At 72.5% G+C, this 19,223-nt stretch carries 18 protein-coding genes and 2 tRNA genes; 4 read left to right on the top strand and 16 right to left on the bottom strand.

Features of this window, described 5'->3' with window-relative positions:
- Positions 1–9: 9 nt before the first annotated feature.
- The 6 genes from ACFTXQ_RS04250 to ACFTXQ_RS04225 all read right to left on the bottom strand — a co-directional run bounded on the left by ACFTXQ_RS04250 (position 10) and on the right by ACFTXQ_RS04225 (position 5,091).
- Positions 10–1,560: an ATP-binding protein gene (locus tag ACFTXQ_RS04250; RefSeq protein WP_382635691.1), complete on the bottom strand. Its 1,551-nt coding sequence runs from the start codon at positions 1,558–1,560 to the stop codon at positions 10–12.
- Positions 1,561–1,610: 50 nt separating this feature from the next.
- On the bottom strand, positions 1,611–2,378 hold the full coding sequence (locus ACFTXQ_RS04245; RefSeq protein ID WP_382635689.1) for a response regulator transcription factor: 768 nt from the start codon (positions 2,376–2,378) through the stop codon (positions 1,611–1,613).
- Between the two features lie 76 nt (positions 2,379–2,454).
- Positions 2,455–3,336: an amidohydrolase family protein gene (locus tag ACFTXQ_RS04240; RefSeq protein ID WP_382635687.1), complete on the bottom strand. Its 882-nt coding sequence runs from the start codon at positions 3,334–3,336 to the stop codon at positions 2,455–2,457.
- Positions 3,320–3,658 (bottom strand): antibiotic biosynthesis monooxygenase family protein, encoded by a 339-nt coding sequence (locus ACFTXQ_RS04235; protein WP_382635685.1) that lies wholly within the window; start codon positions 3,656–3,658, stop codon positions 3,320–3,322. The genes ACFTXQ_RS04240 and ACFTXQ_RS04235 overlap by 17 nt, the downstream gene beginning before the upstream one ends.
- 114 nt (positions 3,659–3,772) lie before the next feature.
- Positions 3,773–4,660, bottom strand: a complete 888-nt coding sequence (locus ACFTXQ_RS04230; protein WP_382635683.1) for a DUF2797 domain-containing protein — start codon at positions 4,658–4,660, stop codon at positions 3,773–3,775.
- Positions 4,657–5,091 (bottom strand): Lrp/AsnC family transcriptional regulator, encoded by a 435-nt coding sequence (locus tag ACFTXQ_RS04225; protein ID WP_382635681.1) that lies wholly within the window; start codon positions 5,089–5,091, stop codon positions 4,657–4,659. The genes ACFTXQ_RS04230 and ACFTXQ_RS04225 overlap by 4 nt, the downstream gene beginning before the upstream one ends.
- Before the next feature lie 107 nt (positions 5,092–5,198).
- Between ACFTXQ_RS04225 and ACFTXQ_RS04220 the strand changes: the two genes are divergently transcribed.
- Positions 5,199–6,110: an SMP-30/gluconolactonase/LRE family protein gene (locus ACFTXQ_RS04220; RefSeq protein ID WP_382635680.1), complete on the top strand. Its 912-nt coding sequence runs from the start codon at positions 5,199–5,201 to the stop codon at positions 6,108–6,110.
- A gap of 18 nt (positions 6,111–6,128) precedes the next feature.
- On the opposite strand, the gene ACFTXQ_RS04215 is transcribed toward ACFTXQ_RS04220, so the two are convergent.
- From ACFTXQ_RS04215 to ACFTXQ_RS04205, 3 genes are all read right to left on the bottom strand, one after another.
- On the bottom strand, positions 6,129–6,494 hold the full coding sequence (locus ACFTXQ_RS04215; protein ID WP_382635678.1) for a PH domain-containing protein: 366 nt from the start codon (positions 6,492–6,494) through the stop codon (positions 6,129–6,131).
- Positions 6,495–6,700: 206 nt separating this feature from the next.
- A tRNA-Arg gene (locus ACFTXQ_RS04210) sits at positions 6,701–6,773 on the bottom strand.
- Positions 6,774–7,030: 257 nt separating this feature from the next.
- Positions 7,031–7,121, bottom strand: a tRNA-Ser gene (locus ACFTXQ_RS04205).
- Positions 7,122–7,307: 186 nt separating this feature from the next.
- Between ACFTXQ_RS04205 and ACFTXQ_RS04200 the strand changes: the two genes are divergently transcribed.
- The 3 genes from ACFTXQ_RS04200 to ACFTXQ_RS04190 all read left to right on the top strand — a co-directional run bounded on the left by ACFTXQ_RS04200 (position 7,308) and on the right by ACFTXQ_RS04190 (position 11,792).
- On the top strand, positions 7,308–7,733 hold the full coding sequence (locus ACFTXQ_RS04200) for an SSI family serine proteinase inhibitor (protein ID WP_382635676.1): 426 nt from the start codon (positions 7,308–7,310) through the stop codon (positions 7,731–7,733).
- Between the two features lie 119 nt (positions 7,734–7,852).
- The gene (locus ACFTXQ_RS04195; RefSeq protein WP_382635675.1) at positions 7,853–11,203 is read left to right on the top strand and encodes a PAS domain-containing protein; all 3,351 of its coding nucleotides are present in this window, start codon (positions 7,853–7,855) and stop codon (positions 11,201–11,203) included.
- A 13-nt stretch (positions 11,204–11,216) separates the two neighbouring features.
- Complete coding sequence (locus ACFTXQ_RS04190; protein ID WP_382635673.1) at positions 11,217–11,792, top strand: antibiotic biosynthesis monooxygenase; 576 nt, start codon at positions 11,217–11,219, stop codon at positions 11,790–11,792.
- Positions 11,793–11,799: 7 nt separating this feature from the next.
- Here the strand turns inward: ACFTXQ_RS04190 and ACFTXQ_RS04185 are convergent, their stop codons facing one another.
- From ACFTXQ_RS04185 to ACFTXQ_RS04155, 7 genes are all read right to left on the bottom strand, one after another.
- On the bottom strand, positions 11,800–13,449 hold the full coding sequence (locus ACFTXQ_RS04185) for a long-chain fatty acid--CoA ligase (RefSeq protein WP_382635672.1): 1,650 nt from the start codon (positions 13,447–13,449) through the stop codon (positions 11,800–11,802).
- A 172-nt stretch (positions 13,450–13,621) separates the two neighbouring features.
- Positions 13,622–14,155: a SigE family RNA polymerase sigma factor gene (locus ACFTXQ_RS04180; protein ID WP_382635670.1), complete on the bottom strand. Its 534-nt coding sequence runs from the start codon at positions 14,153–14,155 to the stop codon at positions 13,622–13,624.
- Positions 14,156–14,291: 136 nt separating this feature from the next.
- Positions 14,292–15,458, bottom strand: a complete 1,167-nt coding sequence (locus ACFTXQ_RS04175) for a lipid-transfer protein (protein WP_382635668.1) — start codon at positions 15,456–15,458, stop codon at positions 14,292–14,294.
- The gene (locus tag ACFTXQ_RS04170) at positions 15,455–15,850 is read right to left on the bottom strand and encodes a MaoC family dehydratase (protein ID WP_382635788.1); all 396 of its coding nucleotides are present in this window, start codon (positions 15,848–15,850) and stop codon (positions 15,455–15,457) included. The genes ACFTXQ_RS04175 and ACFTXQ_RS04170 overlap by 4 nt, the downstream gene beginning before the upstream one ends.
- Positions 15,851–15,865: 15 nt before the next feature.
- Entirely contained in the window at positions 15,866–16,900 is a 1,035-nt protein-coding gene (locus tag ACFTXQ_RS04165; protein WP_382635666.1) for an acyl-CoA dehydrogenase family protein, read from the bottom strand.
- Positions 16,900–17,895, bottom strand: a complete 996-nt coding sequence (locus ACFTXQ_RS04160) for a bifunctional MaoC family dehydratase N-terminal/OB-fold nucleic acid binding domain-containing protein (protein WP_382635664.1) — start codon at positions 17,893–17,895, stop codon at positions 16,900–16,902. Before ACFTXQ_RS04160 ends, ACFTXQ_RS04165 begins: the two co-directional genes overlap by 1 nt.
- Positions 17,892–19,049, bottom strand: coding sequence for an acyl-CoA dehydrogenase family protein (locus ACFTXQ_RS04155; RefSeq protein ID WP_382635662.1), 1,158 nt, complete (start codon positions 19,047–19,049; stop codon positions 17,892–17,894). The genes ACFTXQ_RS04160 and ACFTXQ_RS04155 overlap by 4 nt, the downstream gene beginning before the upstream one ends.
- Positions 19,050–19,223 lie beyond the last annotated feature (174 nt).

Raw genomic sequence — 19,223 nt, 5'->3', positions numbered from 1 at the left:
GGCGGCCTGTCACCGCTGTGTGGTGAGCCTGTGCCCCGTCTGTGAGTCCGCGGCCGCCCGGTCGGTGTCGGGCACGAGGGGCAGCCGGACCTCGAAAAGGGTCCGCCCCGGCTCGCTCTGCACGCCGACCTGTCCGCCGTGGGCGGTGACCACGGCGTGAACGATGGCCAGTCCCAGCCCGGTGGAACCCGCCGCGCGGGAGCGGGAGGCGTCGCCGCGGGCGAAGCGTTCGAAGACGTGGGGGAGCAGGGCGGGCGGGATCCCGGGGCCGTCGTCCTCGATCCGCAGCCGGACGGCGGATGTTTCACGTGAAACATGGGCCGTGACAGTGGTGCCGGGGGGTGCGTGGGTGCGGGCGTTGGCCAGGAGGTTGACCAGGACCTGCTGGATCCGGGCCGGGTCGGCGCGGACGGGCGCGGGCTCGTCGGGCAGGCGCAGGCGCCAGTGGTGCTCGGGGCCTGCGGCCCGGGCATCGCTGACGGCGTCGACCACGAGGGGGGCCAGGTCCGTCTCGGTGTGGCCGGTGGAGAGCGGGCGCCCGGCGTCGAGCCGGGCCAGCAGCAGCAGGTCCTCGACCAGGCCGGTCATCCGGGTCGCCTCGGACTCGATCCGACCGAGGGCGTGCCGGGTGTCGGGACCGGGCTCCTCCCGCCCCCGGCGGGTCAGTTCGGCGTAGCCGCGGATGGAGGCCAGCGGGGTGCGCAGCTCGTGGCTCGCGTCTGCGACGAACTGCCGGACCCGCATCTCGCTCTGCTGGCGGGCCGTGAGGGCGGATGAGACGTGCCCCAGCATGCGGTTGAGGGCCGCGCCGACCTGGCCGACCTCGGTACGGGGGTCGGCCTCGGCGTCCGGAACCCGCTCGTGGAGGGCCGGCTCGCCGCTGTGCAGGGGCAGTTCGGAGACCCGCGTGGCGGTGGCGGCGACCCGTCGCAGGGGACGCAGGGCGACGCCGACCAGGACCTGCCCGGCCAGCGAGGCCGCGATCAGCCCGGCGAGGGTGACGCAGACCTCCACCGCGACCAGGGTGTTGACCGTGGAATCGACCTCGTGGAGCGGGAAGCCGAGGACGAGACTGCCGTCGGGTGCGGCCAGCACCCGATAGGTGCCCAGTCCGGGCAGGTCCCGGTCCGATGGCCCGGTCCGGCCGTGTGCGGCCTTGCGGGCGACGTCGGCGAGGGCCGCGGTCTGGGCCTCGCCGAGAGCACGGACGTGGTCGAGTGCGGGCCCTTCGGCGGGTGAGGTGAGGGCCGTGACCGCGACCTTGCCGTCGGAGTCGAGACGGATCCCGGCGGTCCCCGTCGGGTTGCCGGGAGCCAGTACGAAGCCGGCGATGTTCTCTCGGGCCGACTTCCCCGGGCCGGGCCGGCCGGCCATCTCGACCGAGGAGGTCAGCTGCTCGTCGAGCCGGCCGACCAGGTACGAGCGCAGCGCGAGGGTGGTGACGGCCCCGATGGCCGCGCCCACCACGGCGATCAGTGCCACCGCCGAGACGACCAGCCGGGTCCGCAGGGACCAGGGCCGACGGGAACGCAGCCACGACGGCAGCCGCCGAGGCAGCAACCGGGGCCTGGAGGGGTGTCGGTCCGCGCGCCGGGGCCGAGGCCGCGCCACTACTCGGCCGGCTTGATCAGGTAGCCGGCCCCGCGCCGGGTGTGGATCAACGGAGCCAGGCCGGGCCCGCTCTCCAGCTTCCGCCGCAGATAGGAGATGTACAGCTCGACCACGTTGGCCTGGCCGCCGAAGTCGTACGACCACACCCGGTCCAGGATCTGCGCCTTGCTCAGCACCCGCCGCGGGTTGCGCATCAGGTAGCGCAGCAGCTCGAACTCGGTCGCGGTCAGGTGGATCTCGCGGCCGCCCCGGACCACCTCGTGGCTGTCCTCGTCGAGCCGCAGGTCGCCGACAGCCAGGACCGAGCCGCCGCGGGCCGCCTGGGCGGCGCCCGAACGCCGGACCAGGCCGCGCAGCCGGGCCACGACCTCCTCCAGGCTGAACGGCTTGGTCACGTAGTCGTCGCCGCCCGCCGTCAGACCCGCGATCCGGTCCTCGACGGAGTCCTTGGCCGTGAGGAACAGGACGGGGAGCTGGGGGATCTCCCGGCGCAGCTGCCCGAGGACGGCCAGCCCGTCCATGTCGGGGAGCATGACGTCGAGGACCACCACGTCCGGCCGGAACTCCCGCGCCGCCCGCACCGCGCCCGCCCCGTCGCCGGCGGTGCGGACCTCGCAGCCCTCGTACCGCAGCGCCATCGAGAGCAGCTCGGAGAGCGAGGCCTCGTCGTCGACGACGAGCACCCGGCAGGGGCCGCCGTCGGGCCGCACCAGGGCCGTGGGGCTGCCGGTGGACGTGGACGCGTGGGAGGTGGTCGTCGCTGTCATGCGACCACACTCACCCGAGGCTCTGAGAGCGTTCTTGTTCCTGCCTGTGAATTCCCTGAGAAACGGATCGGGCAGTTCAGCCGGTCAGGCGGAACAGACGCGCGCCGTTGTCGTGGCAGACGGCCCGCAGCCAGCCGTCCCCGAGGCCGAGCCGCTCCAAGGCCTCCAGCTGGTGCTCGTACGGGTAGGGGATGTTCGGGAAGTCGGTGCCGAGCAGGATCCGGTCCCCGAGGTCCGCCAGCCGGCCCAGCTCCCCGGGCGGGAAGCCGCTGACCCGCTCGGAGAAGTCGGTGAAGGCCATCGTGGTGTCCAGGCGCACCTCGCCGTACCGGTCGGCGAGGTCGAGGAAGTCCGTGTACTCGGGCATGCCCATGTGGGCGACGATCAGCGGCAGCCGCGGGTGGCGGGCCAGCAGCCGGGCGATCGGCTCGGGGCCGGTGTGCTTGCCGGGGGCCGGTCCGGAGCCGCAGTGGATCACGATCGGGATCCCGGCCTCGGCCAGCAGCCCCCACACCGCGTCGAGCCGGTCGTCGTTCGGGTCATAGCCGCCGACCTGGAGGTGCGCCTTGAAGACCCGCGCCCCGCCTTCGACGGCCTGCCGGACGTACGAGGCCACCCCTTCCTCCGGGAAGAAGGTCGCGGTGTGCAGGCAGTCGGTGGTCCGGGCGGCGAAGTCGGCAGACCAGGCGTTGAGCCAGGCGGCCATCGCGGGCTTGTGCGGGTAGAGCATGGCGGTGAAGGCCCGGACGCCGAACTCCCGCAGGAGCGCCACACGTTGCTCATCCTCGTGCCGGTAGGTGATGGGCCATTCGACGCCGGTGAGCGGGCCGATCGCGTCGAAGTAGTCCCACACCTTGTCCAGGACCCGCTCGGGCATGAAGTGCGTGTGGACGTCCACCAGTCCGGGCAGCCCGAGGCGTTCCCGGAAGGCGCGGACGGCCTCAGCCGTTGCGGACAAAGCCGTGGCTCCGCTCGACGGTCGCGACGTGCAGGGTGTAGCTCTCGTACCAGTCGGCGCGGCCCTGCTTCATGGCCGCCCGGTGCTCCAGATCCTCGCGCCACACGCTGAGGGACTCGTGGTCGCGGAAGTAGGCGACCGTGATGCCGAGGCCCCCCGGGGTGCGGGCGGACTCGTAGCCGAGGAAGCCGGGGTTCTCCGCGACGATCTCGTTCATCCGCGCGAGGGTCTCGGGGTAGCCGCTGTCGTCCGGGGTGCGGACGTTGCTGAAGACGGCCATGACATAAGGCGGTTCGAAGGCCGGTACCGGCTGAGTGGTCATGCCCACCACCCTCGGCGGCGGGCCCCCGGCGTGTCCACAGCTATCGGCCCCGGACGGCCAAAGGGATCCAAGTTTTGACCATGCCCGCCCCCTGCCCGCCCCTTGCGAACCAGCTCAGAACAGCCCGTCCTGCTCCCCGGGAGCGCCGGAGGCGACCACCGGGACCCGCGCCACCGGAACCGTGGTCACGGCCTCGTCCGGCGGGCCGGCGAGCTCCCAGCCCGCCAGCAGCCGGCTGTCCACCACCAGCCCGTCCGCGAGGTGCAGGTCGGGCCCGGCGGCGCCCGCCAGCAGGCCCACGACCGCCCCGCCCGGGACCATCTCGGTGATCACCCGCCCGGGCACGGGCAGCGCCTCCAGCCCGAACGCCCCGGCGTGGTCGACGACTTCGCAGCCCACCCGTTCGAGGGACTCGGGCCACCCGGGCAGCGCGACCGCCCGGGCGTACAGCTCGGCGACCTCCCGGGCCCGCTCGGGCGCCGGAGGCAGCTGGGCCCGCACGGCCCGCTTACGGGCGTACGCGATCCGGTCGGGCACCCCGAGGGCCGCCCGCAGCAGCTCCTCGGTGCGCCGGGTGGCCATGAGCGGCCCCCTCCCCAGCCAGGCCCAGGCCACCGCGCCCTGCTCCAGCAGCCGGGCCGAGCCCCGCTCCTCGGCGGTGATGCCGACCTTGACCATCCCGGGCCCGAACCAGGCCAGATAGACCCGGTAGGTGCGCGGATCGGCCACGTTGGTGTCGGCGGCCACCGAGAACGACCGGTCCAGGCGCGCGCATTCGGGGCACTGGGCATTCCCCGCGCGGCCCGGCACACCCGCGCAGGTGGGGCAGGGCGTCCGCTTCCCGGCCCGCCGCACCCCGAGACAGTGCCGCTCCCCGCGCGCCGCGAAGGCCAGCCGCTGCCCGTAGGCGAGCACGCTCTCCCGCTCGCCGCGCCCCTGCCCGTACCACCCGATGGCGGGCCGGCCCGCGCTCCACCGCAGCCCCGTGCACCACCAGGTCACAGCGGGAGCGGCCGCTCGAAGAAGGTGTCCAGGACGACCGTGGCGTGCGTACCGCTGACCCCGTCGATGGCGTAGAGGCGGCGCAGGACGTCCTGCAGCTGCCCGGTCGAGGCCGTGCGGACCTTGACCAGCACCGAGGCGCTCCCCGCGATGATGTGCGCCTCCTGGATCTCGGGGATCGCGGCGAAGGCGGCGCCGGAGTCACCCATCCAGGCATTGGAGTCGACCATCACGTAGGCGAGCACGCCACTGCCGACCGCGGCCGGGTCGACCTCGACGGTGGTCCGCCGGATCACCCCGCGCTCGCGGAGCTTCCGTACACGCTCGTGGGTGGCGCCGGCCGAGAGCCCGACCGCCGTGCCGAGAGCGGCATACGACTGGCTGGCGTCCTCCTGCAGGCGCAGGACGAGCGCCCGGTCGATGTCGTCCACGCGATTTTCCTCCCATGGGCCCGTCGGCCCTTGCGAAGACGGTACCGGATCCTGCAATCTCACCATCACACCGAACAAAATTCGGAAATCTTCTGTCAGGGGGAATCGTGTCTGCCATAGCTGACCTCACCTTGTACGAGATCCTGGACGAACGCTTCCAGACCGGCCGCTGCGCCAACGGCGACGCCCGCCTGGAACAGCTCTACGACGACTGCCGCTGGGCGGAGGGCCCGCTGTACCTGCCGGCCTGGCGGCAGGTGGTGTGGAGCGACATCCCCAACGACCGGATGCTGCGCTGGGACGAGGCGACCGGAGCCGTCTCCGTGTTCCGCTCCCCGGCCGGCCACTCCAACGGCAACACCCTCGACCGCGAGGGCCGCCTGATCACCTGTGAGCAGGGAAACCGCCGCGTCACCCGCACCGAACCCGACGGCACCCTCACCGTCATCGCCGACCGCTTCGACGGCAAGCGGCTCAACAGCCCGAACGACGCGGTCGTCCGCTCGGACGGCTCCATCTGGTTCTCCGACCCCGACTTCGGCATCACCAGCGACTACGAGGGCCACCGCGCACCCGGCGAGATCGGCGCCTGCAACCTCTACCGGGCGGACCCCGCCACCGGCGAGGTCCGGATCGTGGCCGACGGTTTCCTCGGCCCCAACGGGGTGGTCTTCTCCCCCGACGAGAGCGAGCTCTACGCCGCCGACACCCGGGCCGGGCACATCCGCGCCTTCAAGGTGACCGACGACGACACCCTCATCGGCGACCGGGTCTTCACGGCCTGCCCCTCCGTCGACAACATCCGCTTCGACGACGAGGGCCGGCTGTGGGCGGCCGCGATGCACTCAGGAGTTCACTGCTACGACCCGGACGGCACCCTGCTCGGCCGCCTGCGCATCCCCGAACCCGTCTCGAACATCACCTTCGGCGGCCCCAAGAACAACCGCCTCTTCATCACCGCCACCACCTCCCTCTACTCCCTGGTGATGTCGGTGACGGGCCTCCCCCGCGTCCTGTGAGCCCGGCGCGCCGCCCTTCTACCGGGCGACGAACTGCGTCAGGATCGCCTGCACCTCGTAGATGTCGACACCCTTGGTGAAGGTCTTCTCGATCGGCGCCGAGCTCCCGGATATCCAGATCTTGAGCTCGGCATCGAGATCGAAGTGGCCGGCGGTCTCCACGGAGAAGTGCGTGATGCTCCGGTACGGAATGGAGTGGTACTCGACCTTCTTGCCCGTGAGCCCCTGCTTGTCGACGAGCACCAGCCGCCGGTCGGTGAACAGGATCGTGTCCCGGATCAGCAGATAGGCGGCATGCACCTGCTCGCCCTGCCCCAGCAGCCGCGCATAGTCCCGCTGCGCCGACGTGTGGTCGATGCTGTGCGCGTTTCCGAACAGTCCCATGAGAGCCCCCGCCCTTCAGGTTCGAACGATCACGCTCGAACGATCTGGAAAAGACCGTACCGACGCCCGCCCGTAACCCGCGTCCCCCGCCAGAGCCATCCCGCCCCTGACTACCTCCGGGGTACTCCCTCCCCACCAAGGAGAATCCGAGAAGGGACGTACGACGAAGGCCCCCGGGATTTCTCCCGGGGGCCTTCGCCTTGCTGTGCACTCGGCAGGATTCGAACCTGCAACCTTCTGATCCGTAGTCAGATGCTCTATCCGTTAAGCTACGAGTGCTTGGCTTCCTGGGGTTTTGCGCCCCGTTGGCCTTGCGAGAACAACAATACATGGACCTCGCCGGGACGCGAAATCCATTAGCCAAACCGCCTCTGACCTGCGGAAACGCCCTGGAAGAAGATCATCCGGTTGGAGCGGGGGCCCGCCCCGCGGGTTCACTCGTGAGTCGGATCGCCCCTCCGGGGCCGACGCCTCCCGCGCTCACCCCCCGAACGCACCGAAGCCCCGGTCCGCATGGACCGGGGCTTCGTGAAGTGCGGAGGCGGAGGGATTTGAACCCTCGATGGGGTGTAAGCCCCAAACCGCATTAGCAGTGCGGCGCCATAGACCGGACTAGGCGACGCCTCCAGCACACCCCCGCGTAGGAGGGTGCGTGCAGATGATGACACAGGCGCAGGGCCCCTCACCAATCCGCTCCCACGGTACTAGCAGGGGCGGGCGGAGAGCAAAGCCTTAAAGCCCCGGCAGCACGCAACGTCGGCGGGCCCGCGTCGTTGGTCAGGCGTACGACGTACGGACGACCTGGAGTGCCCCATGCTGCGTCTCGCCGCCTTCGCCGTCACCTCCGCACTGGCCACCGCGGCCGCCGGGCCATTGCCCCCGCTGCCCCTGGGGCGGCTGCTGGCCTCCCCCGACCGCCTCGCCATCTCCATGACCGCCACGGGCAACCCCCAGTTGAAGCGCGAGTATCAGCTCGAGTGCGACCCCGTCGGCGGTGACCACCCCCAGAGGGAACGGGCCTGCGCGCGGCTCGACCGGCTCGCCCGCGAGGGCAAGGACCCGTTCGCCCCCGTCTCCCGGCGCCAGATCTGCTCCGAGCAGTACGGCGGCCCGGCCACCGCCCGGATCACCGGGACCTGGCGCGGGCGCACGGTGGACGCCACCTTCCGCCGTACCGACGGCTGCGAAATCAACCGTTGGGACGAGTTGGAACCTCTCCTTCCGAGTGGGCGTTCCTGACCTGGGAGGATGCGCGGAACGGGCGGTGTCCACCCCGCATCGGCCACCCCACCGGGAGGCTGTGGCCTTAGACTCCTCCCGTGACATGCCGGTAGTTGTGGTCAGGGAGGAAGCTCGTCGTGAGCAGCAGGCCATCCCGAGGCGCTGCTCGCCTCGCAGCAATACTCGACGCTCTTCCGGACGCGCTGTTGCTCGTCAACGCCAACGGCACTGTCGTCAACGCCAATTCGATCGCCCTCGAGGTCATGGAGAGCCCCGGCACCGGGCTCGTCGGCCGCGGCGTGCTCGATCTTCTGCCCGAGTTCGACTCCAAGCTGATCCCCGGCTCCATGCGCCGGCCCGGCGAGGACGAGGGCGGCCGGTCCAAGCCCAAGCGGATGATCGCGCGCCGCACCGACGGCAGTGAGTTCCCCGTCGAGGTCACCAGCGCCCACCTCGACGGGCGGGACGCCTACCGCGAGCCGCAACCCGCCTACACCGGTGACGAGCTGCTGATGCTCGTCGTACGCGACCTCTCGCAGACCGTGGACACCGAGGCCGAGCTGGCCCGCTCCCAGCGGCAGACCGAGATGATCCTGCGGGCCGCGGCCGAGGGCGTCGTCGGCACCGACACCGAGGGACGGGTGGTGCTGGTCAATCCGGCCGCCGCACAGATCCTCGGCTACCGGGCCACCGACCTCGGCAACCGCGAACTGCACGGGCTGGTCCTGCACTCGCGCGCCGACGGTTCCCCCTTCCCCTTCGAAGAGTCCCCCCTCGCCGACACCCTGCGCAGCGGGCGCAAGCACCGCGTGCGCGGGCAGGTGCTGTGGAACAAGGCCGGTCAGGCGGTCTCCGTCGACCTGACCACCTCGCCCGTACGGGACGGGGAGCAGCTCGTCGGCGCCGTCATGACCTTCACCGACCGGCGCCCCTACGACGCCCTCGCCGCCCGCCACGCACAGCTGCTGGCCGTCCTGGGCGATTCGCTTCGCGGGCCGCTGGACGAACTGCGCGGGGAGCTGGCGACGCTGGCCGCCGACGACGCGGGCCAGCTGTGGCCCGAGGCCAACCAGCTCCTGCACCACCTGGCCGCCGGGTACTCCCGGATGACCACGCTTCTGGACAACGTGCTCGGCTTCCAGCGCCTGGACGCCGGCGCCGAACGGCTCACCAAGAAGAAGGTCCTGATCAACGGCGTCGTCGCGGCCGGCGTCGACGGAGCGGTCGAGCTGATCGGACCGGGCCGCGCCCAGTTCGCCGTCCACGCGCCGACCATCGAGGCCGAGGTGGACGCGGCCCGGATTGCGACCGCGCTCGCGCACCTGGTCGCGGACGTCGCCGGGGTGGACGCCACCGGCAAGACCCGCCAGGGCAGCGGGTACAGCGACTCGACGATCGTGGTGGCGGCCGCACAGCGCGGTGACGTCGTACGGATCGAGGTGCGCGGGCCGTACGAGGGCGGCAACCCGGTGCACGAGCCGATCGTGCGGGGGATCGTGGCCGCGCACGGCGGTGTGCTCCAGACCGTGGAGGTGCCGGGCGCGCCCGGCGGGGCGTACGTACTGGAGCTGCCGCTGGGTGCGGGAGCCGGGACGGTAACCCTGCCGGAGCCGGCGGAGGAGCCCCCGGCCGCTCCGGGCGGGGACGCCGCGGGCACCGCCGGCGGCGCGGCCCCGGGCAAGGTCTCCGGCGGGCGCCGGGGCCGGCGCGGTGTGGACGCCTTCCTCGACGACGAGGTCGCGAACCCCGATGCCGGCCAGGGCGCGGGCGCGCTGGCGCTGCCCTCCGGGCGGCGGCGGGCCGGTGAGGCCGGCACCCTCGACGCGGGCCTGGAGCTTGCGCAGTCCCCGGTGAACCCGGCGGGCCTGGGCACCGGACGCCGGCGCGGCCGGGCCGGCGACGGCAGCGGCGAGGCCGACGCGACCGGCGCCCCCGGTGCCGCCGGCGGCCAGGACGGTCCCCGCGGCCAGGGTGGCCCCGGGCGGCCGGTACCCCCGCAGGGCACCGCCATGCCCGCGCTGCCGCCCGTCCCCGCGGTGCCCCCGGTCCCGCTGACGGAGCATCCCGCCGGGCGCCGGCGTGCCCTGGCTCCGGCCGCTCCGGCCGGAGCTCCCGGCCGGCCCGGTGGTCCCGTCCCGGCGACCGGGCTCGGGCCTGCGCCCGCCCCCGCTGCCCCGCGTCCCATCGCGCCCCAGGGTGGCTTCGCGCTGCCCGCCGGGCCGACCCCGGCGGCCCCGCAGACCGCCGCGATGGCCGGCTCGGCCCCCGCTCCCGCCGAGGGCGATTCCGACGCCCCGGCCGGGCGGCGCGGGCGGCGGGTGCTCGGCGCGCCCGCGGCCGGGGAAGAAGCCACCGCCGCGCCGGCGGAGGAGCCCGCAGAGCAGTCGCAGCCCACCGGGCGGCGTCGTGCCCTGCCCGCCACCCCGGCATGGCCCGTTCCCGCGGCCCGGACCGCTCCCGAGGACGACCAGGCCTCCGGCCAGGTCGCCGTTCCCGGGGCCAGGCAGCCGCAGGACACCCCGGCGGAGGGCCAGGCGATCAACGTGCGCTCCCTCGGCACCCTCGGCCAGGGCATCTCCGTGGACCCCGCCGGCTCGGGCTCCGGCCGCCGTCGTCGGCTCTCCGAGCCCGCGCCCCAGGGGCGGGCCTTCGCCATAGGAGCCCCCGAGGCGGGCTCCGATGAGGGTCCCGAGCCGTTGGACGGGCCGGGCGGCGCCGTGGAGGTCGTCAACCGCCCCGTGCCGCGGCCCGTCGACGACGAGCTGCCGCCGGAACCCTTGGACAACCCGCGCCGGCTGCTGGTGTGGCCCGCGCCCGACGTACAGACGCAGCAGGCCCTCAGCGACCGCGGCTACCGCCCGGTGATCGTGCACTCCCGCGAGGAGGTGGACGCGCAGATCGCCGCTTTCCCCGCCGCGCTGTTCGTGGACCCGCTGACCGGGCCGATCACCCGGACCGCCCTGCAGTCCCTGCGGCAGGCCGCCGTGGCCGCCGAGGTGCCCGTACTGGTCACGGCCGGTCTGGGGCACGCCACGCGCGAGGCGGCGTACGGCGCGGACCCGGCCGTCCTGCTGAAGGCGCTCGCGCCGCGCGACAGCGAGCAGCACCCCTCCCGGGTACTGCTCATCGAGGAGCACGACGAGATCGCGACCGCGCTCACCGCCGCCCTGGAACGGCGCGGGATGCAGGTCGGCCGCGCGGGCGCCGATACCGACGCCGTGGAGCTGGCGACGCGGATGCGGCCCAACCTGGTCGTCATGGACCTGATGCAGGTCCGGCGCCGGCGGGCGGGCATCGTGGACTGGCTGCGCGCCAACGGGCAGCTGAACCGCACCCCGCTGGTCGTCTACACGGCCACCGGCATCGAGCAGGCCGAACTGCCGCGGCTGGCCTCCGGGGAGAGCGTGCTGTTCCTCGCCGAGCGGGCCACGACCGCCGACGTCCAGGGCCGCATCGTGGACCTGCTGGCCAAGATCGGCACCAACTAGTAATCCTGGGCCGATGGCCATCATCAACACGACCGAGCACACCGTCCCCGCCGACAACGGGGAGGTGAACCTGCTCATCGCACGGCAGGTGGAACCGGGGCACGAGGAGACCTTCGAGGCCTGGGCCCACGGGATCCTGGAGACGGCCGCGAGCTTTCCCGACCACCTCGGCTACGGGCTCTTCCGCCCGGCGGCCGAGGGAGGGCCGTGGTTCCTGGTCCACCGTTTCCGCAACCAGGCGGCCTTCCAGCGCTGGCAGGACTCCGCGGAGCGGGCGGAGTGGTTCTCCAACTGCCTCGGTCACCACCACACGGAGATAGCCCGCCGGGAACTGCACGGCATGGAGACGTGGTTCGCCAAGCCGGGTACGACCCGGCCCGCGCCGCCGAGGTGGAAGATGGCGATCAGCTCGGGGCTGGCCATCTTCCCGATCTCGCTCGCCGGCAACGCGGTGCTCGGGCCGTATCTGGTGGATCTTCCCTTCGTGCTGCGGACGGCGGCCTTCGCCGTCGTCTTCAGCACCCTGATGACCTACGTGGCCATGCCCGCGGTCAGCAAGCTGCTGCGGCCGTGGCTCACCAAGGGCTGAGAGCCCGTCAGTCCAGCTTCGTCACGTCCAGCACGCCGTCGGCGTACTGCTTGCGGATCACCTTCTTGTCGAACTTGCCGACGCTGGTCTTCGGAACGGCCCCGATGATCGTCCAGCGCTCCGGCAGCTGCCACTTGGCGATGGACTGGCCGAGGAACGCGCGCAGTGCCGTGTAGTCGACGCTCGCGCCCTCCTTGAGGACGACCGTCGCCAGCGGGCGCTCGCCCCACTTGTCGTCCGGGACGGCGACGACCGCCGCCTCGGCGACCTCGGGGTGTGCCATCAGCGCGTTCTCCAGCTCGACGCTGGAGATCCATTCGCCGCCGGACTTGATGACGTCCTTGGCGCGGTCGGTGAGGGTGAGGAAGCCCTCGGAGGTGATGATGCCGACGTCGCCGGTCTTCAGCCAGCCGTCGGCGCTGAACTTGTCCTCGGGCCGGGAGGGCTCGCCCGAAGCACCGCCGTAGTAGGCGGCCGCGATCCAGTTGCCGCGCACCTCCAGCTCGCCCGCGGACTCCCCGTCCCAGGGCAGGACGTCGCCGCCGGGGCCGACCAGGCGGGCCTCGACGCCCGCCGGGAAGCGGCCCTGGGTGATCCGGTAGGGCCACTCCTCCTCGGCGCTCAGCCCGGCCGGCGGGTGCGCCATGGTGCCCAGCGGGGAGGTCTCGGTCATGCCCCAGGCGTGGCAGAGGCGGACGCCGAGCTTGTCGTAGGCCTCCATCAGGGAGGGCGGACAGGCCGCGCCGCCGATGGTGACCTGCTTCATCGAGGTCAGGTCCCGCGGGTTGGCGGTGACCTCGGCCAGCAGTCCCTGCCAGATGGTGGGGACGGCGGCGGCGTGCGTGGGCTTCTCCCGCTCGATCATCTCGGCGAGCGGGGCGGGCTGCAGGAAGCGGTCCGGCATCAGCATGTTGATGCCGGTCATGAAGGTGGCGTGCGGAAGGCCCCAGGCGTTCACGTGGAACTGGGGAACCACGACGAGGCTGGTGTCCTTGTCGGTCAGCCCCATCGACTCGGTCATGTTGACCTGCATGGAGTGCAGGTAGATCGAGCGGTGCGAGTAGACGACGCCCTTGGGGTCCCCGGTGGTGCCGGAGGTGTAGCACATGGCCGCGGCCTGGCGCTCGTCCAGCTCGGGCCAGTCGTAGCTGTCGGCACGGCCCGCGAGGAGTTCCTCGTACTCGTGCACGCGCACGTCGAGGCCTTCGAGTACGGAGCGGTCGCCGGTGCCGGAGACCACGACGTGCTCGACGGTCGGCAGGTGCGGCAGCAGCGGCGCGAGCAGGGGCAGCAGCGTGCCGTTGACCAGGACGACGCGGTCGACGGCGTGGTTGACGATGAACACCAGCTGCTCGGGAGGGAGCCGCAGGTTGAGGGTGTGCAGGACCGCGCCCATGGAGGGGATCGCGAAGTAGGCCTCGACGTGCTCGGCGTTGTTCCACATGAGGGTGGCGACACGATCGTCCTGCTGCACGCCGAGCTCGTCGCGCAGGGCGTTCGCGAGGCGGGTGGCGCGGGTACCGATCTCGGCGAAGCTGCGGCGGTGCGGCTCGGCCTCCCCGGTCCAGGTCGTGACCTGGGACTTCCCGTGGATCGTCATCCCGTGCTGGAGTATGCGGGTGACGAGGAGTGGTACGTCCTGCATGGTGCTCAGCAAAGCGTCCTCCCGGTGAGCGCTGCGGCGCTGCGGCGGCTACGGATGCTGCCGATTCTGCGCACGTACCGGTCGGCATGTCACTACCCGAGGGTAGAAACCACTCCGTGTTTCACGTGAAACATCCCTCGCGGCCGCGCGCGGAGCGGCGTTTCACGTGAAACATCGCTCCCGCTCACCTGACGGGAGTGAGCTCCGGGTCCTCGCGGAGTTTGACCAGGGCGCGGGAGACGGCACTCTTGACCGTCCCGACCGAGACCCCGAGGAGCTCGGCGGTCTGCACCTCGCTGAGGTCCTCGTAGTAGCGCAGGACGACCATGGCCCGCTGCCGGTCGGGCAGTCGGGTGACCGCGCGCCACATCGCGTCGCGCAGGGCCTGCGCCTCCGCGGGATCCGCGGCGGGGGCCTCCTCGGTCTCCGGGAGCTCGTCACAGGCGAACTCGTCGACCTTGCGCTTGCGCCACTGGGAGGTGCGGGTGTTGACCAGGGCCCGCCTGACGTAGCCGTCGAGGGCACGATGGTCCTCGATGCGGTCCCAGGCCACGTACGTCTTGGCCAGGGCCGTCTGGAGGAGGTCCTCGGCATCGCAGGGGTTGGCGGTGAGGGAGCGCGCGGTGCGCATCAGGACCGTGCCGCGGGTCCGGACGTACGCCGAGAACGACGGGTACGGCGTCGGATTCGAGGCGAGTGTGCACACAGGCGTGGTCATGGCTCCACGCTAGGAGCGCGGGCACGCCCTGGGATCGGCCGCAGGTGCCGAAGGAGGGTCCACCTCAGGTTGTAGGGCCGGCGGGTGCTCCACCTCCTGAAGGTGGAGGAGGCGGAGCACCTTCGTCATGTGGATCTCAGCCGTCGGCGCCGAGGATCAGCCCGGACGTCGGTACCCCGGTGCCCGCGGTGACCAGTACGTGCTCCGCCCCCGCGGCCTGGTTCACGGAGGTACCGCGCAGCTGGCGGACGGCCTCGGCGATGCCGTTCATGCCGTGGAGGTACGCCTCGCCGAGCTGGCCTCCGTGGGTGTTGAGCGGCAGCGCGTCGGCGGCCACGAAATCGGCGGCCTCGCCCGGCTTGCAGAAGCCGAACTCCTCCAGCTGCATGAGGACGAAGGGCGTGAAGTGGTCGTAGAGGATGCCGACGTCGATGTCGGAGGGCCGCAGCCCACTGGTGCGCCACAGCTGGCGGGCGACCACGTCCATCTCCGGCAGCCCGGTGAGGTCGTCGCGGTAGAAGGAGGTCATCGCCTCCTGACGGCGGCCGGCGCCCTGGGCGGCCGCGGTGATCACGGCGGGGGCGTGCCTCAGCTCGCGTGCCCGCTCGGTCGTGGTGACGACGAGGGCCTGGCCGCCGTCGGTCTCCTGGCAGCAGTCGAGCAGCCTCAGCGGCTCCACGATCCACCGTGAGGCGGCGTGGTCGGCGAGGGTGATGGGCTTGCCGTGGAAGTACGCGGCGGGGTTGTTCGCGGCGTGCCGGCGGTCGGTGACCGCCACGTGCCCGAAGGCCTCGGGGGTGAGGTGGTAGGTGTGCAGATAGCGCTGGGCGGCCATGGCCACCCACGAGGCGGGGGTCAGCAGCCCCCACGGCAGCGACCAGCCGAGTGCCGCCCCCTCCGCCGAGGGCTCGCGCTGCTGCACGCCGGAGCCGAAGCGGCGCCCGGAGCGCTCGTTGAAGGCGCGGTAGCAGACGACGACCTCGGCGACCCCGGTGGCGACGGCGAGGGCGGCCTGCTGGACGGTGGCGCAGGCCGCGCCGCCGCCGTAGTGGATCCGGGAGAAGAAGGAGAGGTCCCCGATGCCTGCCGCCTGGGCGACGGTGATCTCGGGGCTGGTGTCCATCGTGAAGGTCACCATGCCGTCGACGTCGGCCGGGGTGAGCCCGGCGTCGTCGAGGGCGGCGTGCACGGCCTCCACGGCGAGCTTGAGCTCGCTTCGGCCCGAGTCCTTGGAGAACTCGGTCGCTCCGATGCCGGCGATGGCGGCGCGGCCGCCGAGTTCGTCGCGGGTGCGGACGCTCATGCCGCGCCCCCCTGGACCAGCGACACCGTGACCGTGCCGGTGACGTGGTGGCCGAGGCCGTTGGCGCCGACGACGCGGATCTCGGCGGTGTCCCCGTCCACGGCGGTGACGGTGCCGGTGAGGGTCATGGTGTCGCCCGGATAGTTGGGGGCGCCCAGGCGGATGGCCACCTTGCGCAGAACGGCGTGGGGCCCGAGGTGGTCGGTGATGTAGCGGCCGACCAGCCCGTTCGTGGTGAGGATGTTCATGAAGACGTCCGGGGAGCCCTTCTCCCGCGCGAGCGCCGCGTCGTGGTGCACGTCCTGGTAGTCGCGGGAGGCGATCGCGCCCGCGACGATCAGGGTGCGGGTGACCGGGATCTCCAGCGGCGGCAGTTCCCCGCCGACTGTCAGCGCGCCGACCATGCCTCAGCCCTCCTGCGCCAGTACGGCGCCCAGTTCGGCCAGCAGCTCGCTGCCGCAGCCCAGGTACGCGTCCAGCTGGCGCCCCCACAGGAAGTGCCGGTGGACCGGGTGATCGAGATCGGCGCCCATGCCGCCGTGCAGGTGCTGGCCCGCGTGCACGACGCGTTTGCCCGCCTCCGAGGCCCACCAGGCGGCCGTCAGCGCGTGATCGCGCGCCGGGAGCCCCTCGTCGATGCGCCAGGCCGCCTCGTAGGTGGTGACCCGGATCGCCTCGGTGTCCATGTAGGCGTCCGCCGCGCGCAGCATGACGCCCTGGTTGGTGGAGAGGGGGCGGCCGAACTGCTCGCGGGTGGAGGTGTATTCCACCGCCCGCGCGAGCGAGCCCGCGCAGACGCCCGCCTGGAGTCCGGCGAAGGCGGTGCGGGCGGCGGCGAGCGTGTCCTCGTAGGCCGACGGGCCCGTTCCGACGCGCTCGGCCTCGGCGCCGTCCAGGGTCAGCCGCCCGGCCGACCAGGGGGCGGTGGTCTCCACCGGGGAGGTCCGCACGCCGGGGGCGTCGGTCCGTACGAGCCACAGCGCCCGGCTCGCGTCCGGGACCAGCACGTGGGTGGCCTCGCGCAGCCAGGGCACTGTGGCGACGGTTCCGGTCAGCCGGCCGTCCCGTGACGCGGTGATCCGGCGGCCGCGGGCCGGGAAGGCTCCGGTGGCGACGGCCTCGCCCGTGCCCAGGGCGGGCAGCAGGCGTGCGCGCTGGTCGGTGGTGCCGTGCGCGGCGATCGGGAGCATCCCGTAGGCGCAGGTGGCGGCGTAGGGGACCTGGGCGGTGGTGCGGCCCTGTTCCTCCAGCAGCAGGACCAGGCCGAGCAGGCCGATGTCCGGAACGGCAGCGATCAGCCCGGAGGCGACGAGGGCCTTCCACAGCTCGGCGTCAGTGCCGGTGCCTGCGGCGGCGAGGCGTTCGTGGGTGGCGAGGTCGCGGAATATCCGGGCGGCGAGGCCGGCCGCTGCGGCCTGCTCCTCGGTGGGGTGGAAGTCCATCAGGCCGCACTCCCGCGGAAGACGGGGAGTTCGAGCTCGTCGTCGACGCGCAGGAACTCCAGCTGGACGGGGAGGCCGATGCGCACCTTGTCGTACGGGACGCCGGTGATGTTGCTGATCACGCGGACCCCCTCGGCGAGCTCGACGAGGGCGACGGCGTAGGGCGGATCGAAGGCCGGGAAGGGCGGGTGGTGCATGACGACGTGGCTGAAGACCGTGCCGGCTCCGGACGCCTCGACGGTGTCCCAGTCGGGACAGGCGCAGGCGTTGCAGCCGGGGAGCCAAGGGAAGCGGAGGGTGGCGCAGGCGGTGCAGCGCTGGATCAGCAGCTTGTGGTCGCGCACCCCGTCCCAGAACCCCTGGTTGTCGCGGTTGATCACGGGGCGGGGGCGCCGGGCGGCGGGCTTCTCCTCCCGCTTGGGCGCGGGGGCGAACTTGAGGATCCGGAAGCGGTGGGTACCGGCGAGCTCGCCGTCCGCGCGGACGTCCATGCGCGTGGTGACGAAGTGGCCGGTGCCCAGCTTGGTCGTCTTGCGTGGCGACACGGACTCGATGACGGCGTCGAAGGTGATCGTGTCGCCGGGGCGCAGCGGGCGCAGGTACTCCTGCTCGCAGTCGGTGGCGACGACGGAGGTGAAGCCGGCGCCGTCGAGGAGGATGAAGAGCTCGTCGTAGGCGGAGGAGCGGTCCGTGTGGCCGGAGAGCCCGCCCATCGTCCAGGCCTGGAGCATGGTGGGCGGGGCAATGGCGTCCGGCCCGGTGTAGGCGGGGCAGGTGTCGCCCATCGCCTCGCACCAGTGGCGGATCATCGGTTCGTTGACCGGGTCCTTGCCGCGGCCGGCGGTCGCGGCCGGCCGGCCTTCGAAGGCGGTCAGGAGTGCGTGGAACCGCGCTGCCTCGTCGGCTCCGGCTGCCTCGGCCGTCTCGGTTGCCCCGGCCGCCTGGCGGGCGGCCTCAGCCGCCTGCCGGGTGGCCCCGGCCGCGTCTGGCTTCATCGCTTCCTTCCCTTCATGCCGAGCCGCATCATGGCGACGATCTCCCGCTGGACCTCGCTGACCCCGCCGCCGAAGGTGTTGATCTGCGCGGCCCTGTTCATCCGCTCCAGCTCCCCGCCCTCGAAGGCCCCGGCCCCCGGCCCCCGGATCAGGGCCTGCTCGCCGACCACCTCCTGGCACATCCGGTACACCTCGACGGTGGATTCGGTGCCGAGGAACTTCACGCCGCTGGCGTCGCCGGGGGCCAGGGTGCCGCCGCCCACGTCCTGGACGAGGCGCCAGTTGAGGAGGCGTACCGCGGCCAGCCGCGCGTGGGCCTCGGCGAGCCGGGACTGCACCCAGGGCAGGTCTGCCGGGCGCTCACCGGTGTCCGGGTCGGGGGTGCGGGCGTGGATGAGGGCGGCTTCGTAGAAGTCCTCGGCCTGCATGCCGATGGCCGCGAGGGCCACGCGCTCGTGGTTGAGCTGGTTGGTGATCAGGCCCCAGCCGCCGTGTTCGGGGCCGACGAGGTTGCCGGCGGGCACGCGGATGGAGTCGTAGTACGTCGCCGTGGTGGTGAGTCCGCCGACGGTCTCGATCGGGGTCCATGAGAAGCCCGGGGCGTCGGTGGGCACCAGGATGATCGAGATGCCCTTGTGCTTGGGGGCCTCCGGGTCGGTCCGGCAGGCGAGCCAGACCCAGTCCGCGTTCTGCGCGTTGGAGGTGAAGATCTTCTGCCCGTCGATCACCCAGTCCCCGCCGTCGCGGACCGCGCGGGTGCGCAGCGAGGCGAGGTCGGTGCCGGCCTCGGGTTCCGAGTAGCCGATGGCGAAGACGATGTCGCCGTTGAGGATCCGGGGCAGGAAGTAGTCCTTCTGCTCCGGGGTCCCGTACTTCATCAGGGTCGGGCCCACGGTGTTGAGCGTGACCATCGAGACGGGGGCGCCGGCCCGGTAGGCCTCGTCGAAGAAGACGAACTGATCGTCGGGGCCGCGGCCCTGGCCCCCGTACTCGACGGGCCAGCCGAGCCCGAGGAGTCCGTCGGCGCCTATGCGGCGCAGCAGTTCGCGCTGGCGGGGCGGGTCCTCGGGGACTCCGTCCGGCAGCAGATCCTGGAAGTACTCCCGCAGTTCGGCGCGGAGCCGCAACTGGCCTTCGGTCGGGGCGAGGTGCACGGCGCTGGCCTCCCGGCATCACATCATCGAGTGAACCTGACTGTCCGTCAGATTCACCTGTGGTGTCAAGGTCGGGAAGGCCTCGGCGAAGCACGGGCCCGGTCATGCGCGAGGGCGCCCGCACTACCGGACCCCAGCCGGTCCGGTCGCGCAGGCGCCCTCAGCAGTCCGAGC

Origin of the sequence: Streptomyces sp. NPDC057010, from assembly GCF_042673805.1 — a bacterium.
Classification (GTDB): domain Bacteria; phylum Actinomycetota; class Actinomycetes; order Streptomycetales; family Streptomycetaceae; genus Streptomyces.
This window is presented reverse-complemented; position numbering and strand designations above follow the sequence as displayed.

Excerpts from the sequence above, each read along its gene's own strand:
- ACFTXQ_RS04245 (WP_382635689.1), bottom strand. The coding sequence starts at position 2,378 with ATGACAGCGACGACCACCTCCCACGCGTCCACGTCCACCGGCAGCCCC.
- ACFTXQ_RS04235 (WP_382635685.1), bottom strand. The coding sequence starts at position 3,658 with ATGACCACTCAGCCGGTACCGGCCTTCGAACCGCCTTATGTCATGGCC.
- ACFTXQ_RS04215 (WP_382635678.1), bottom strand. The coding sequence starts at position 6,494 with ATGGGACTGTTCGGAAACGCGCACAGCATCGACCACACGTCGGCGCAG.
- ACFTXQ_RS04200 (WP_382635676.1), top strand. The coding sequence starts at position 7,308 with ATGCTGCGTCTCGCCGCCTTCGCCGTCACCTCCGCACTGGCCACCGCG.
- ACFTXQ_RS04190 (WP_382635673.1), top strand. The coding sequence starts at position 11,217 with ATGGCCATCATCAACACGACCGAGCACACCGTCCCCGCCGACAACGGG.
- ACFTXQ_RS04180 (WP_382635670.1), bottom strand. The coding sequence starts at position 14,155 with ATGACCACGCCTGTGTGCACACTCGCCTCGAATCCGACGCCGTACCCG.
- ACFTXQ_RS04175 (WP_382635668.1), bottom strand. The coding sequence starts at position 15,458 with ATGAGCGTCCGCACCCGCGACGAACTCGGCGGCCGCGCCGCCATCGCC.
- ACFTXQ_RS04165 (WP_382635666.1), bottom strand. The coding sequence starts at position 16,900 with ATGGACTTCCACCCCACCGAGGAGCAGGCCGCAGCGGCCGGCCTCGCC.
- ACFTXQ_RS04160 (WP_382635664.1), bottom strand. The coding sequence starts at position 17,895 with ATGAAGCCAGACGCGGCCGGGGCCACCCGGCAGGCGGCTGAGGCCGCC.